At 56.1% G+C, this 15,062-nt stretch carries 14 protein-coding genes; 4 read left to right on the top strand and 10 right to left on the bottom strand.

Annotation, left to right across the window (positions count from 1 at the left end; all coding sequences use genetic code 11):
- A partial coding sequence (locus AC3B8H_RS11165; RefSeq protein ID WP_488441653.1) for a pentapeptide repeat-containing protein occupies window positions 1–1,344 on the top strand: 1,344 nt, incomplete at its 5' end.
- 104 nt (window positions 1,345–1,448) lie between these two features.
- Here AC3B8H_RS11165 and AC3B8H_RS11160 read toward each other — a convergent pair.
- The gene (locus AC3B8H_RS11160) at window positions 1,449–1,877 is read right to left on the bottom strand and encodes a hypothetical protein (RefSeq protein WP_488441652.1); all 429 of its coding nucleotides are present in this window, start codon (window positions 1,875–1,877) and stop codon (window positions 1,449–1,451) included.
- Between the two features lie 463 nt (window positions 1,878–2,340).
- Between AC3B8H_RS11160 and AC3B8H_RS11155 the strand changes: the two genes are divergently transcribed.
- Window positions 2,341–4,422 (top strand): carbon starvation CstA family protein, encoded by a 2,082-nt coding sequence (locus AC3B8H_RS11155; RefSeq protein WP_488441651.1) that lies wholly within the window; start codon window positions 2,341–2,343, stop codon window positions 4,420–4,422.
- A 9-nt stretch (window positions 4,423–4,431) separates the two neighbouring features.
- On the opposite strand, the gene AC3B8H_RS11150 is transcribed toward AC3B8H_RS11155, so the two are convergent.
- The 9 genes from AC3B8H_RS11150 to rpoE form a co-directional block, all read right to left on the bottom strand.
- Complete coding sequence (locus AC3B8H_RS11150) at window positions 4,432–4,965, bottom strand: hypothetical protein (protein WP_488441650.1); 534 nt, start codon at window positions 4,963–4,965, stop codon at window positions 4,432–4,434.
- A gap of 108 nt (window positions 4,966–5,073) precedes the next feature.
- Entirely contained in the window at window positions 5,074–5,829 is a 756-nt protein-coding gene (locus tag AC3B8H_RS11145) for a DUF4136 domain-containing protein (protein WP_488441649.1), read from the bottom strand.
- Window positions 5,810–6,874 (bottom strand): hypothetical protein, encoded by a 1,065-nt coding sequence (locus tag AC3B8H_RS11140; RefSeq protein WP_488441648.1) that lies wholly within the window; start codon window positions 6,872–6,874, stop codon window positions 5,810–5,812. The genes AC3B8H_RS11145 and AC3B8H_RS11140 overlap by 20 nt, the downstream gene beginning before the upstream one ends.
- Window positions 6,867–8,123: a hypothetical protein gene (locus AC3B8H_RS11135; protein ID WP_488441647.1), complete on the bottom strand. Its 1,257-nt coding sequence runs from the start codon at window positions 8,121–8,123 to the stop codon at window positions 6,867–6,869. Before AC3B8H_RS11135 ends, AC3B8H_RS11140 begins: the two co-directional genes overlap by 8 nt.
- Window positions 8,124–8,163: 40 nt before the next feature.
- Window positions 8,164–9,072, bottom strand: coding sequence for a cysteine synthase A (gene cysK / locus AC3B8H_RS11130; protein WP_488441646.1), 909 nt, complete (start codon window positions 9,070–9,072; stop codon window positions 8,164–8,166).
- An 18-nt stretch (window positions 9,073–9,090) separates the two neighbouring features.
- Window positions 9,091–10,494: a DegQ family serine endoprotease gene (locus tag AC3B8H_RS11125; protein ID WP_488441645.1), complete on the bottom strand. Its 1,404-nt coding sequence runs from the start codon at window positions 10,492–10,494 to the stop codon at window positions 9,091–9,093.
- A 41-nt stretch (window positions 10,495–10,535) separates the two neighbouring features.
- Entirely contained in the window at window positions 10,536–11,486 is a 951-nt protein-coding gene (locus AC3B8H_RS11120; protein ID WP_488441644.1) for a MucB/RseB C-terminal domain-containing protein, read from the bottom strand.
- A 4-nt stretch (window positions 11,487–11,490) separates the two neighbouring features.
- A complete protein-coding gene (locus AC3B8H_RS11115) occupies window positions 11,491–11,994 on the bottom strand; it encodes a sigma-E factor negative regulatory protein (protein WP_488441643.1) in 504 nt (167 codons plus the stop codon).
- A 10-nt stretch (window positions 11,995–12,004) separates the two neighbouring features.
- On the bottom strand, window positions 12,005–12,595 hold the full coding sequence (gene rpoE, locus AC3B8H_RS11110) for an RNA polymerase sigma factor RpoE (RefSeq protein ID WP_488441642.1): 591 nt from the start codon (window positions 12,593–12,595) through the stop codon (window positions 12,005–12,007).
- 182 nt (window positions 12,596–12,777) lie between these two features.
- On the opposite strand from rpoE, the gene nadB reads away from it, so the two are divergent.
- Window positions 12,778–14,424, top strand: a complete 1,647-nt coding sequence (gene nadB / locus AC3B8H_RS11105; RefSeq protein ID WP_488441641.1) for an L-aspartate oxidase — start codon at window positions 12,778–12,780, stop codon at window positions 14,422–14,424.
- A 446-nt stretch (window positions 14,425–14,870) separates the two neighbouring features.
- On the top strand, window positions 14,871–15,062 hold a 192-nt coding region (locus tag AC3B8H_RS11100), incomplete at its 3' end, for a pilus assembly FimT family protein (protein ID WP_488441640.1).

Here is a 15,062-nt window from a genome sequence, read left to right as displayed (position 1 = left end):
AAACACGAAGAACCGATGCTGTTGGCGTTACGGCGTTTGAGCCTGGCTTGGCGAAGCTGGGGCGGCAGCGATTTTCGCGGTGCGACATTGACCGGCGCCGACTTCAGCCAGGCCGATCTGCGCCACGCCCGTTTCCGCGGTACCGCGATGATCGGCTGCCGCTGGCGGCAAGCCACGAACCTGCATTTGGCCGATACCCGCAACACCCTATTGGAGCGGCGCGCGATCAGACAATTGCTGAGCGCCGGCAATTTAGGCGACAAGCGCTTCGCCCATGCCAACCTGCGCGGCGCAGTGTTGGCCGGCTTGGACTTGCACGGCGCCGATTTTTACCATGCTGACCTGAGCCACGCCGACTTAAGCGACTGCGACGTGCGAAACGCCAATTTCAGCGAAGCCATGGCCTTGGGAACCCATTTCAACGGCGCGGAATTTACCGGCGCGATACTGGAAAACTGGAACGTGGACAAAACTACCCGTTTCGACGGCGCCCAAGCTCGCTTCGTCTATTTGAAGCGCGATCAATCCGAGAAAAATCCCCCGCAAGGCGAATTCGGCCCCAGCGACTTCGCCAAGCTATACCAGGAAATCGCCAACACCGTGGATTTCATCGCCCATACCCCCGAAGAGCTGCAAGCCCTGCTACGGGCGATAGAAGCGATTAAAGCCCAAGGCGGCGGCATCTTCATCCAGCAAATGGAACGCAAAGCCGATTCGGTGGTATTGCGGGTGCAAAGCGAGGATCACGAAGCGGTCGACAAAGCGGCGATTTATGCCAAGGTGGAACAGCAAAAACAGGTGGAGATTTTGGCGCTTCGGCAGGAACACCAATTGCAATTGATGGCATTGAAATTGAACCATGCCGAAGAGCTCAGAACGGCGGACCAAAAAATAGCGGCTACCGAAAAAGCCAAGGCCGATTTACTGGCCCAGTTTGTCCACGATGCGATAAACAAACCGATAACTATCGAGACGTCTTACATGAAACAAGATCACCGCCACTACACCGAAATTGGCGACGTCAATCACGGCAACGTCGCCGTTGGAGACTACAACCAACAAAGCCTGCATATCGAACAACTGGCCGAAGGCGAATTGAAAACCCTGCTGCAACGGCTAGGCGCGTTAATCGACGATGCACCGTTGAAAAAAGCCGACCGCCAAGCCTTGGAAACCCAAATCGACCAACTCGCCGTCCAGGCCGGTCAAGCAAATCCGCCTAAAACCGAAATCAGCAAAACCATAGGCACGTTGAAAGATCTGACGGCCATTTTCAAAGACCTGCCGGCTATCGGCACTCAATATGGAGTCTTACTGGCCGAGCTGGCCCAACTCATCGTTTAAGCCCAATTCCGCCGGGGGAAATGAGCGGCCTGCACGGCCTTTCGCGCTGCTCCGTTCGGCTACCGGGTTGGGCCAAGCCACTTACAGAAAGCAAACGAAGGCGCTCACTGCGATCTTCCGCTTAGTCGCGATTGCACCCAGGTACCTGCCCATACGGCTAAAGGCAGCTCGACAAGCCCCCACGCGACGGTAATGACCGCGACGTATGCCGTAACGTAACCGGCGAGCAACATTCCCCACTGCACCCATGCCCAAACCAGAAACCAAACGCACAGGCCAGATGCAATGCCCGCGATACCGGGCTTGGGAAACGCCGACTTAAGTTTGGCCGCCAGCCATACAGAAAAAATGCCAAGGAGAAGCAGCTTGAGTAGCCCCTGTGCCGCGACGAGCGGGGTTGGCTGAGGAAGGGAAAAGCGGGCAAACAGATTGGCCCAGTCTTCGGCGAGCACGAGCAAATTCAGAACTGCCTCACCTGCGACAATGATGAGTCCAGCGGCGACACCGCCTACGAGCAAGGGCATGAGTTTCATTTAGTGATCCGAGGAGAGGTAGTGGCCCAAAGCCAAACTCGCCCGACGAAATCCGCACAGCGGTTTTTTGGTCGGATGGAGTGACTCGTTAGCGGTTGTCGAGAGGGGATTCCCCACTGGCATACTGGCTGCCTCGATCCGAATGATGCAACAGACCAGGCGGCTAGTTGCGACGCCAGACGGCTATTTGCAAAGCCAGGACATGCCGCGTGACCGCAATTTCATGGCGCAATTGTAGTTTATTTGGGTCGTATCCAGGAAACTAGCGCGATAAAGCCCGCTGCATGCAGGGTCTTTATCCATAGTCTATCTACGCACCGTTGGTAGTCATGCCGTGGATTATTCCTATAACAGCAGCATAGCTCGATGCCCCTCGGCCACGCAGTGCGGCTTCAGACGATTCCGCCGCCGTGATACCATGAACACCCTCTCATTTTTCATTTGTGCCATCAAGGATTTGGTCATGCCGAGCCCAAGCTCACGCTTACCCGTTAATTTACTTTGGACAGTCATCGCCGCGATCGGCGCGGTTGCCGTGGGCGGCATTGCGCTGCAACGCGGCGAAACCATTAACAGCCTTTGGCTGATCGTGGCGGCGGTGTGCGTTTACGCACTGGGCTACCGTTTTTACAGCGCCTTCATCGCCGCGAAGGTGTTGATGCTGGATGCCGGTCGCGCCACGCCGGCCGAGCGTTTCGACGATGGCCGCGACTTCATGCCGACCCATAAATGGGTGGTATTCGGCCATCACTTCGCGGCGATTGCTGGTCCCGGCCCGTTGATCGGCCCGACCTTGGCCGCGCAATTCGGTTATTTGCCGGGCACCTTGTGGATTTTGATCGGCGCGGTGTTGGGTGGTTGCGTGCAGGACTTCGTGACCTTGTTTTTCTCGGTGCGGCGCGACGGGCGCTCGCTGGGCCAAATGGCGAAGGACGAACTCGGCGCGATCGGCGGCGGAGCCGCGATGGTCGGGGTGATGATGATCATGGTGATCCTGATCGCGGTCTTGGGATTGGTAGTGGTCAATGCGATGAAGCACAGCCCCTGGGCCACTTCCACGGTGGCGGCAACGATTCCGATCGCAGTCTTGATGGGGCTGTATTTGCATAATCTGCGGCCCGGCCGGGTCGCCGAGGCGACCTTGATCGGGGTGTCGTTGTTGATCTTCGCCGTGGTGGGCGGCGGCTGGATAGACGAGAATCCGACCTTGCGCGCTTGGTTCGATTACGACGGGCCGCAATTGGCGGTCATGGTGATTTTGTACGGCTTCGCGGCGGCGGTGTTGCCGGTCTGGTTGTTGTTGGCGCCGCGCGATTATTTGTCCACCTTCATGAAATTGGGCACGATCGCGGCACTGGCGGTGGCGATTGTGCTGTTGCGCCCGGACTTGAAAATGCCGGCCTTGACGCAGTTCGTGGACGGTAGCGGGCCGATTTTCGGCGGCAAGTTGTTTCCGTTCGTGTTTATTACCATTGCCTGCGGCGCGATTTCCGGTTTTCATTCGTTGATCGCTTCCGGTACCACGCCCAAGTTGCTGGCTAACGAGACCGATGCCCGTTTTATCGGTTACGGCGCGATGATGATGGAGTCCTTCGTGGCCATCATGGCGATGATTGCCGCCAGCGTGTTGGAGCCCGGCGTGTATTTTGCGATCAACAGTCCGGCCGGCATCGTCGGCGCGAATGCGGCCGATGCGGTCGCCAAAATCAGCAATTGGGGCTTTCCGGTCGGCGTGGAGCAAATGCAGCTGTTGGCGCAAACCATGGGGGAATCGACGCTGTTTGCCCGCACCGGCGGCGCGCCGTCGTTGGCGGTCGGCATGGCCAATCTGTTTGCTCAAGTTTTCGGCGCGAACATGCTGGCGGCTTGGTACCACTTTGCAATCATGTTCGAGGCCTTGTTCATTCTAACCACGCTGGACGCCGGCACCCGGGTGGCGCGTTTTATGTTGCAGGACATGTTGGGCAACTTCGGCATCGGCGTCGGCCAATCCAATCATTACGCCAGCATTATTTTGACCAGTGCCGCGGTGGTGGCGGCCTGGGGTTATTTCCTGTACATGGGCACCATCGATCCGTTGGGCGGCATCAATAGCCTGTGGCCCTTGTTCGGCATCGCCAATCAAATGCTGGCGGCCATCGCGCTGTGCGTGGCCACCACGATTTTGGTGAAGTCGGACAAATTGAAATACGTTTGGGTCACCGCCCTCCCCTTGTCCTGGCTGATCGTGGTCACCAGCAGCGCGGCCTGGGAAAAACTGTTTTCGGCGGATTTGCGGATCGGCTTTTTAAGCCACGCCGAAGACTTGTCGGCCAAACTGCAAGCCGGCACGCTCAGCACGGACATGGCCGGCAAGGCGCCGCATCTGATTTTCAACGACTATTTGAATGCCGGCTTGACCGGGCTGTTCATGCTGATCACCTGGCTGCTGCTCGGGGACACCTTGCGCGTGGTGTATTGCGTGATCACCGGCAAGGACTACCCGCGCTCCAGCGAGTCGGCGCATATTCCCAGCCGGCTGGTCGAAAATTGGGTCAGGGATTAGGGTGGCTCGTCAGCGGGCGCGCTTGTCGCGCTCGGCTTCCAAGGCTTTGTGGCGCACATCGACATAGTTGCTGCCGACTTGTTGCCAGAAAGTCGCGGCCGCTTCCGGATCGGCACTGAGCAATTTGACGGCAATGGCGCCGTTGGCGCTGATGTCGGTAATCTCGGCGTCAATATCGACGACGGCCCGGCTCTTGACGATGCGTTTATCCGCTTCGAAGCGCAACGTGACGGCTTCGCCGGTCCGGAACAGAATATCTTTTTTGAATCCGCCCAAAAACTTCAGCCGATATTCCGGCACCGATTGGAATGGCAATACGAATTCGGCGTGCCAACGAAACGGCGGACATTGGATAGGGCCGGCATTCTTAGGGAAATGCACCGTGTAACCGTCATCAACCTTGGCTTTGATGACGCCCTTGGTGTAAATATCGCGGCAGTTGGTCAGCACGGTGTCGCCGGGCGCCAGTTCATATTTGGCCCAGGCCGGATTTGCGGCGGTCAACGCGATCGTCAATAGCCAAGCGCTTGGTAGTACCTTCATCGTCTGCTCCCGATTGTCGTTTTGATAGTCCCTGAGTTTGCCCCGAGGTCTTGGACTCCGGGACTGACAAGTCTGGCGCTAGCGTATCGGGATGTCAAGAAGGCGCGGTTATCGGCCGACGCCGGCCGGTTGCGGCGTCAATCCAGTGTTTCGAAACGGCCCCAATAAACTGTTGACCAAGGGGTCGGCCTCGTCGATATCGACCGTGACCATGTGGCCGGTATTGCTGCCGATGTAGGGCTGCACAGCCGCCGCCAGATAGGGAAATACCAGCCGCAAGTCGTTGCTCAGACCGCTACTCTGCACGTTGGCGCGCCAAATTTGCTTGCGTTGCCCGCCCTGCAGATAGGTGGCGGCTTCGCAGGCTTCCAGCAACAGATAGCGGCGGAAGGTAGTGTAGGATTCGACGCGCTGGCTATAACCGCCGACGCCCCAACCGGGATAATAACCCCGGTAATAGCGGTACATACCCATGCCGTAGGGGCCGTAAGGATAGAAGTCGTTCCACATCGGCACGTCGTAAGTCAATTGCCGCGATTCCGGCGACCCAACGCCGTAACTTAAAAACATCACTAAATCGCTGTTTTGCGGTTTGTCGGCCTTGACGTAACCGCGATTGTTCAAGACCTTTTCGATATATCCGGCGAACTCGATGAATTGCAAATCTTGCGGGTTGCCGTCGGCATTACCGGGCAGGATGACGTAACGCTTACCGGCAACGGATTGGGCGTCGGCCGCGGTTAACGCGTCGATTTCGGTACGAAACCGCATCGGCTGCGGCGCCGTCGCGCAAGCGCCGGTCAGCGCGATCAAAATCAGTAGTAGCAAGCGGCTAAAAACAGGCTTAGTTAGTCTGGTTGTCATGGTTCAGTCCCTCGTCGTTAAGTAGGCTGGTTTGCCGTAAGTGTTGCTCCCTCAGCCGCTGTTGAATGTCGGCGGCCACCTGTTTTTCGTGCTGCGCGGCCTGATGCGCCAATTGGTCGGCCAGGTGCAGGCTTTCGGCCAGACGCTTGCGCGCGGCTTGTTTTTCCTGGCTACGCAGTTCGGCTTCCTGCCGCATTTCCTGCAACTCCATTTCGTGGCGCAGGCGCTCTGCCTGCAGACGTTTTTCCAGCGCCAGCTGTTCGGCCAATTGGTCTTGCCGGGCCGCCAATAAGCGGCATTGCTTGTCGGCTTCGATGGCTTGGGCTTGCAAGTCCAATTCGGCGGTTTGCGCCAAATGTTCCAGTTGGCGGCGGCGTTCGGCGATTTCCTCCTGCTCCAGCAAGCGTTGCTGGCGGGCCAGTTCCAAGGTCCGGTCGCGGTTGAATTCGTAAGTCTTGCGCAGCACGTTCAGATAGACGCTGTCCCGACCCAATCGCACCGATTCGAATTCGGCAAACTCGACGGCGATTCGGCACCGCGCCTGGACTTGCAAGCTTTGCTGGACCAAGGTCTCGGACAAGGCCAACGCCATCCGCGCTTCGACATCGGTCAGGCCGTTTTGTATCCAAGCGCCGTCGGCCAGACTGGCCAGTTCGCGCTGCACCACATCATCGACGACATCGGCATAGCATTGCTTGATATGCTCGTTCAGGTGTTCCAAGCGTTCCAGATTCTTCATCGCGTAGTCGAACGTCGCCTGAAAGCGCAGATCCAAGCGCAGATCCAGCGTGCAAAATTCGTCGAACAAACTGATTTGCTTGCGATGCGGCCAGTAGGCGACCGCCAACGGATACAAACGATGGTAAAAACGTTTGATGAAGCGTTTGGGGCGCGGGTAGTATTTTTGATAAGGCCCCAGTCTGCGCAACACCATTTGCCGGTCCGGGTCGAACCCGGCCACCCAGGGCAAGATATCGGCGGAATCTTCATCCGCCAAATCGGCGCCGGTCAACCAGGCGTCCAGTTCGGACAGTTGGTTAGCCATCGCCGACTCCAACACCCGCATTCGCGGCCTTTTGCTTGATCGCGGCGATTTTATCGGACATCTTCTCGGCGATCAGCGGATAGAGGTTGGGCGCGAATTCCACGGTGCGTTCGTCAACCTTGCGGAGAAAACCTCGGCTGAGCAATAAACCGACGACAAACATCCGCGACCAGTCCGAATAGCGTCTGGCTTTTTCCAGATCGGTTTTTTCGATGACCATTTCCAGCTCGTCGTTTTCGTTAATCCGAAATTCGCTGAACTGGCGCAGGCATTCGAAGACCAGTTCTTCTTCCTGCTCGGTCAACGGTCCCGGCGCGGTGAATTCCAAGCGGTAGGACAGCAAGACGGTAAAGAAATCCACCATCGCCGCGCACACGAACGCAAACCAGGAAAAGCCGCGCCACATTGCGAACGACGGTTTGACTTCCTCGGTGAACTGCTTATACGTCATCAGCAGCGGCGCATCCGGCAAGGCCTCGCCGGTGCCGCCAACGATTTGGTTGATGCCGGCTTGCAGGTCCTGATAGCTTTTCAGGAACAATCCGTAGGTAGTTTCGACATCGCGTGTCACATCCAATTCGTTCAAATGGATTTGCAATTCGCGCAGCGGTCCGTCCAGCGCCGAAAACGCTTGTTCCTGTTGTTGAAAGCGCTGTTTCTTCTCTTGGTAAAGCTGGTTGTAATGCCGCCAAAACGGCCCTTCGCCCACTTGGTTTTTATAGCCGGGGGCAATTTGGTTGTGGGTACCGAAATAGGCTTGGGACACGTCCAGCGACGCTTGGTCCAGGGCCTGTTTTTGCTGCCGCAGCACGCGGGTTTTGAGCTGCAATACCGCGTCCAGATAGGTTTTGGTTTGCTCGCGCAATTGATGCAAGCGATTGATGTGCAGGGTTTCGGCTTCGGAAATCTCGTAAAACTTGAAGTAGGAGAAAGTTACCGACGCCGCCAAGGCTATAGCCAACGACGTGACGACGCTGAAAAATCGCATCCGGTTGGCTTTCCAGTGGATGCCGGCGATCTCCAGTGAACAAATCACGATGATGGATTGAATCGCAATGGTGATAACCAACGCAATCCAGGGCGTGATGAAATGGGACAGGCCGTAATAAGTGGTGAACCCGGACGAAAGGCTCAACATCAGTACGATGGGTATCGTCCAGATCCGCAACATGCTGACGAACAGCGTTTGGATGCGGTTGATCAGATAGCCCGGACCACCGGAGCGCGATTTTAGTTTGATGTCCGCCATAAGTCTCGGAATACGGGTTTGCGGCGGCCGGTAACCCGGTTCAGCCCATGCTTAGATAGCGCTCGCCGGTATCGTGGGCGATGGTGACGACGGACTTGTTCGGCCCCAAACGCTCCGCTACCCGCAGTGCCGCGCAAATACTAGCGCCGGAGGAGATGCCCACCATGATGCCCTCTTCACCGATCAGGCGTTTACGCATCGCCATTGCCTGCTCGGTGCTGACCAACTCGGTGCCGTCCAGCAAATCGACCTCCAAATTCTTGGGCACGAAACCGGCGCCGATACCTTGAATTTTGTGAGGGCCGTGGGTGCCGCCGGAAATGACCGGCGACTCGGCCGGCTCGACCGCAATCGCCAAAAACTTGGGATTTCGGTTCTTGATAACATCGGCGACGCCGGAAATGGTACCGCCGGTACCGACGCCGCAGACGAAAGCATCCACTTGACCATCGGTGGCCGACCAGATTTCCTGGGCGGTGGTTTGCCGATGCACTTCCGGGTTGGCGGGATTTTCGAATTGTTGCGGCATGAAGGCGCCGGGGGTTTGTTCGACGATTTCCCAGGCCTTCGCGATCGCGCCCTTCATACCTTCACCGCCGGGCGTCAGGACGATCTCGGCCCCGTACAGGGCCAGCAATTGCCGGCGTTCGAGCGACATGGTTTCCGGCATCGTCAAAATGCAACGATAGCCGCGCGCCGCGCCGACCATGGCCAGCGCGATGCCGGTATTACCGGAGGTGGGCTCAACGATTGTGCCGCCGGTCTTCAATTGGCCCGAACGTTCGGCCGCCTGGATCATCGCCATGCCGATTCGGTCCTTGACCGATCCGCCGGGGTTGCGAGATTCCAGTTTGACATAAACCGTCGCGGAGTGCTCCGCGACGGTTTTTTGCAGCTTCAACAGCGGCGTGTTACCGATCAATTGCGTCACATTGCTTGCGGTAGCCATTGAGTCACCTCAATCAGATCACTTGTCTATCTTGAACGCTAAGAATACCGGGTTACCGTTACGTTGGACAAGGACCGCGATTGATTTCTCGGCCGGCAATTTGGCAATCACGCTATTGAAATCCGCCGCGTCGCGAACGACGGTGTTTTGGATTCGCAGGATGATGTCGCCCGGTTGGATTCCGGCATCCAGCGCGATACCTTTGTTGACCTTTTGCACCAGCACGCCGTTTTTCTCGACCTGCGCTTGCTGGCGTTGTTCGTTGGTCAAATCGGCCACCACTATGCCCAAGCGGTTGATTTGGGTTTCGGCGGCGGCCGGCGCGCTGGGCAACGACGCGCTGGCCTGTGCCGGCAACAAGCCGATTTTGACGGTGATGTCTTGCTGTTCGCCGTGACGAATGATCTTGACCTTGGCCTTTTCGTCAACAGGAGTCACACCGACGCGGGGCGGCAATTCGCCCGAGGTTTCGATAACGTGGCCGTTGAACTCGACAATAATGTCGCCGATTTGCAGGCCGGCTTTTTCGGCCGGTCCGCCGGGCACGACCTTGGCGACCAACGCGCCATGCGGCCTATCCATACCGAAGGATTCGGCCAACTGGCGGTTGACGTCTTGAATCTGTACGCCGAGCCAGCCGCGCGACACTTTGCCCTTGCTTTTAATTTGCTCGACCACGTTCATCGCAACGTCGATCGGAATCGCGAACGATAAGCCCATGTAGCCGCCGGACCGGCTGTAAATCTGTGAATTGATGCCGACGACCTTGCCCTGCATATTGAACAGCGGTCCGCCGGAGTTGCCGGGGTTGATTGCCACGTCGGTTTGAATGAAGGGTACATAATTGCCGTCGGGCAGGCTGCGTCCCTTGGCGCTGACAATACCGGCCGTCACCGATTGGTCGAAGCCGAACGGCGTGCCGATCGCCAAAACCCATTCGCCGACCTGCAATTGCTCGGGCGCGCCGATTTCGACGACCGGCAAGTCCTTGGCATCGACTTTTAGCAAGGCCACGTCGGTGCTTTCGTCCGAACCGATCAATTTGGCGATCAATTCGCGGCGATCCTTGAGTTTAACGACGATTTCCGACGCGTTGTTAACCACGTGGTGATTGGTCAGTAAATAGCCGTCGCGGGATATGATGAAGCCGGAACCCAACGAATTGGTTTCTCGGGGGGTATAGCCGCGTCCCGGCCCCTGAAAGAAGCGCCGGAAAAATTCCTCCATTTCCGGCGGCACGTCCTGCGGAATTTGTTGCTGGTCGCCATCGGCCTGCGGGTCGGTGGATTTTTGCACGGTGCTGATGTTAACGACCGCGTCACCGTTGGTTTTTACCATCTCGGTAAAGTCCGGCAATTGCGCATGGGCGGCGGCGCTGGCCGACGCATAGATCAAGACTCCCAAAAACAGCCTGTTCAGCATGTAAGCTCCAAATTTACAAAGAAAAACGAATTCGCGCGGTTTTACCGCAACACAATGCCGGCGGCAATCATCTCGACGGTTTTGGCGGGCACTTCGCCGAGAACGGTGATTTGCTGCTCGCCGAGGATGCGGCTGACCGAATTCACCGAACCGAGCGTATGCAAACCCTCGATGCCCTGCGCTTCCTTGGCTTCTCGATAAACCGAGACCGTTGCGAAACCGTCGCTAATCAACAGGTGATCCACCGCTTTCCCGGATTTTTCGATCGAATTGCGAATGAAAAACACCGGTTCGAAGCCGGGAGGCCATTGTTTGAGTTCGAAAGGTGCTTGCTCCAGCGGCTCGGCTTGACTGGTGTGTATATGTTTGGTGTGGAAACGACTGTCGTCGCCGGTGGCGCTGCCGGGAGTTGCCGCGAGAACACCGTCGCGACTCACATCGGTAAACACGACTTGTTCCAGCGTGGTGCCGTCGAGGTTGTAGACTTCCACTTTTAACGGCAGGTAGAACTGGGTATCGATCCAGATTTTCCGAATGTAGCGCAGGTCGTCCTTGGGTTGAATCGTGACGATTTGAGTCGGGAGCATGGCAACGGCTTCCTGACCCTCCAAACCTAATTGGTAATTTTTTTCCAGGCCCGCGGTGTTTCGCGGCATGTTGATGATAAAGGAACTATCCAACGGGTGATGGTTGACGATTTTTTGTCCAGTTTCCTTGAAAACGCAGGTCACTTCGTTGGACTTGCGGACGACTTCACGCATCGGCGAATTCAGCGACGTCAGACGTTCTTGCTCGACGCCGTTCTCGACCGAATGATGATACTTCATCGTGTCGAGTTGGCCGTTCTTCATAAAAATGATCGTGCCTTGAAAACTGAGGGTCTTCATCGCGCGACTCATATTTTCCAGCCATTTTACCGCGCCGCCAGCCACGTCGTCGGCCCGGACGGTTTGGCAAACCACCCAAAACAGAAATACCGCTATTACTTTCACGCCGTCATTCCTGTTGGTAGCCTACAACGCGGGTATAGGGCTGCTGACGCGGCTCGCTGTTCACATATAGCGAGTTATCATGAGCTTGTAGATATTCCTTAAAACGGGCGTGCATCTCGCTGGCGGGAATTTGGCGTTGCGCGATTATTTCCACGCCGCCAAATTTGCCGGGTTGGTTTCTGTTCGTATAACTGGCTAGCCAAACCACCGCCAATACGACCGAAGCCGCTATCGCCAGTGAGGCTTTCCGCCAATTGAAGAGGTTTTTTTTGCGGGGCAGGAAATAAATTGGTTCGGCGCGGATTTCCCTATGTATCCGGTCGGCGAAGTCCTTGCGTAGCACGATACATTCGTCGCTGCGAAATGCTTCTCCGATGATCTGGTAATGTCGCAGTTTCGCGCCGAGTTCGTCGTCGTGCCGCAGGCGCTGCAACAGCTGTAGCGCTTCGGCGTTGGCTAGGTCGTCATCCACCAGTTGAGAAATTTTTTCGTTGAGTTGGTCTTGCATCGAAATACCTTTAGTCGAGCAATGGGTTAAGTTTTTGTTCTATCGCTTCTCGCGCACGGAAAATCCTGGAGCGCACCGTACCGATCGGGCAATCCATCGCGATGGCGATTTCCTCGTAACTCATGCCTTCGAACTCGCGTAGCGTGATCGCGATCCGCATTTCCTCGGGCAAATTTTCGATCGCCGAGCGTATCACTCGAACAATTTGTTCGTTGGCTAAGACGCTTTCCGGCGTTTCGATGTCTTTCAACTGCGGAGCGTTTTCAACCTGCTCGGCATCTTGAACATCGACTTCATAGTCAAAATGGCGCCTGGAACGGGACAGCAGGTAATTTTTCGCGGTATTGATAGCGATCCGGTACAGCCAAGTGTAGAAAGCGCTTTCGCCGCGAAAATCGCCCAGCGCCCGGTACGCCTTGATGAAGGTATCCTGTGCAACGTCCTGCGCCTCGCTGGGATCTTTGACGTAACGGTTCACCAGATGGACGATCTTGTGTTGGTATTTGATCACCAAGAGATCGAAGGCGGCTTTATCGCCTTGTTGCACGCGCTGCACTAGATCTTGGTCCAAATCCTCGGTCTGCCTTGCTTGCTCGTTCACTGCTCTGTTTTGATATAAAAGTGGACAGAATTAAACATCATTAGTTCTGGCAACACAAAAAAAATTACCGTACGCTTAAAACGAGATATGATTTTCCGACTCACGCGCCGCCAAGCCGGAACGCCCGAATTTTCGCCGATTCCACCGCCGCGCTCTCGCCATTTTTCGTTACATAGATCGCCTTGACAGACCAACGCCCAGGAAATTCCCGCCAGCCTTATTACGACATTCTGATCGCCGGTAGCGGTGGCGCCGGTTTAAGCCTGGCTCTCCGCCTTGCCGATACTTACAAAGTGGCCGTTCTTGCCAAATTCGCGCTGACCGAATGTAGCACCTATTATGCTCAAGGCGGAATTTCGGCGGTATTCGACGATCAGCACGATTCCATCGAGTCGCATATCGAGGACACCTTGATCGCCGGAGCGGGCCTTTGCAATCAAGACATTGTCCGCTTGACGGTTTCTCAGGGCCGCAAAAGCATTGAATGGCTATGCCACCAAGGGGTCAGCTTTACCGAGGAAAGCAACGCCAACGGCGAAAAGCAATTGCACTTGAACCGCGAGGGCGGCCATTCGCACCGGCGTATCGTGCATAGCGACGATGCCACCGGCAAGGCCGTCTCGCTGTCGCTGATCGACCGCGCTAAAGCGCATCCGAACGTGACGCTGTTGGAACATCACAATGTCGTCGAACTGATCACCGCCGACAAGTTGGGATTGAGCGAGCGGCGAGTCTGCGGTGCTTACGTTTTAAATAGCCAAACCGGCCATATCTTGTCGATTGCCGCGAAAGTGGTGGTACTAGCGACCGGCGGCGCGAACAAAGTCTATCTCTATTCCACCAATCCGCACATTTCCACTGGCGACGGTATCGCGCTGGCTTGGCGGGCCGGCTGCCGGGTCGCGAACATGGAATTCATGCAGTTTCATCCGACTTGCCTTTACCACCCCAGCGCGCGTTCATTTTTGATCAGCGAAGCAGTGCGCGGCGAAGGCGGCCATTTGATACTGCCGAATGGTGAACGCTTCATGCAACGCTACGACGCCCGCTTGGAGCTGGCGCCGCGGGATATCGTGGCCCGCGCCATCGATAACGAAATCAAAAAACACGGCATCGATTGCATTTATCTGGACATCAGTCATAAGTCGCGGGAATTCATACAAAAGCATTTCCCGACCATTTACACCCAATGTCTGGATCTGGACATTGATATCAGCCGGCAACCAATACCGGTAGTCCCCGCCGCTCATTATACTTGCGGCGGCGTCTTGACCGATGCCCATGCCCGCACCGACATCCCCGGTCTGTACGCGATCGGCGAAGTCGCTTGCACCGGCTTGCACGGTGCTAACCGCATGGCTAGCAACTCGCTGCTCGAGTGTTTGGTTTTTGCCGAACAAGCCAACCAGGATATTCGTCATCGCTTCGATGCCATTCCGATGCCACCCGCCCTGCCCGATTGGGACGAGTCGCAAGTCGGCGACTCCGACGAAGAAGTCGTCATTGCCCACAACTGGGACGAATTGAGACGCTTCATGTGGGACTACGTTGGCATCGTCCGCACTAACAAGCGCTTGGAACGCGCGATGAATCGATTAGTGTTGTTGAAAGAGGAAATTGCCGAGTACTACGGCCAATTTCGAGTCACCAGCGACCTATTGGAATTACGCAGTTTAGTCATCGTTGCCGAACTCATCATCCGTTGCGCGCAACAGCGCAAGGAAAGCCGGGGTCTGCATTACACCAAGGATTATCCAAATCTGGACACTAGTCGTCCTCCGCAAAATACGGTGTTGACGCCAGCCAATTGGACCGGAAAGATCGATTAGGCGCATGAATTTTCCTGACGAATACCATCGCCTTTCAGCATGGAGTATCAAAATCACAGGCTGCTAAGCCGCGATTTTGATAACGCCGAGGATACTTTTTAGTTGCCCACTGCATGCCTGTCGCGGTGCAAAAAAGCTGGCTTGCGAAAAGATAGGCTTTCTTCGTAGATTTTCGGTGCGTTGCCGGTTCCCGCTAAACTCGCTCGCTGCCATGTGCGGCATTTCGCCAGAGATTGCTCTCTCGTCACCCCAAAAAATCGAAGTTCTAAACCGAACTAAACTGCAACCCAGTCAAATTTAGCGCTCGGCTACTATCGATACCGCAGTCGATTCCTATGCGGGGAGACTCGCAAAACTAAGTTTAATTCTGTGCTATCTTCAACCGCGTTCAGTTCATCCGCCATTCCCCGAACGAATCGTCTCGATACCATGGAGCCCTTTCCGAAATGCGCAATTCACGCCCTTACATCCGAGGATTCACGTTGATCGAACTCATGATCACGCTGACGATCGCCGGTATATTGAGCGCGATCGCAATCCCTAGCTTTGTCAGTGCGGTACGTAATAGCCGGTTAACCACAACGACCAACCAACTCGTCACATCGTTAAGCTTTGCTCGGAGCGAGGCTATAAAAAGG

It is taken from the genome of Methylomonas sp. BG-2, from assembly GCF_057766305.1.
Note: the sequence above shows the minus strand (reverse complement) of the source record. Positions and strands in the feature narration are given on the sequence as shown.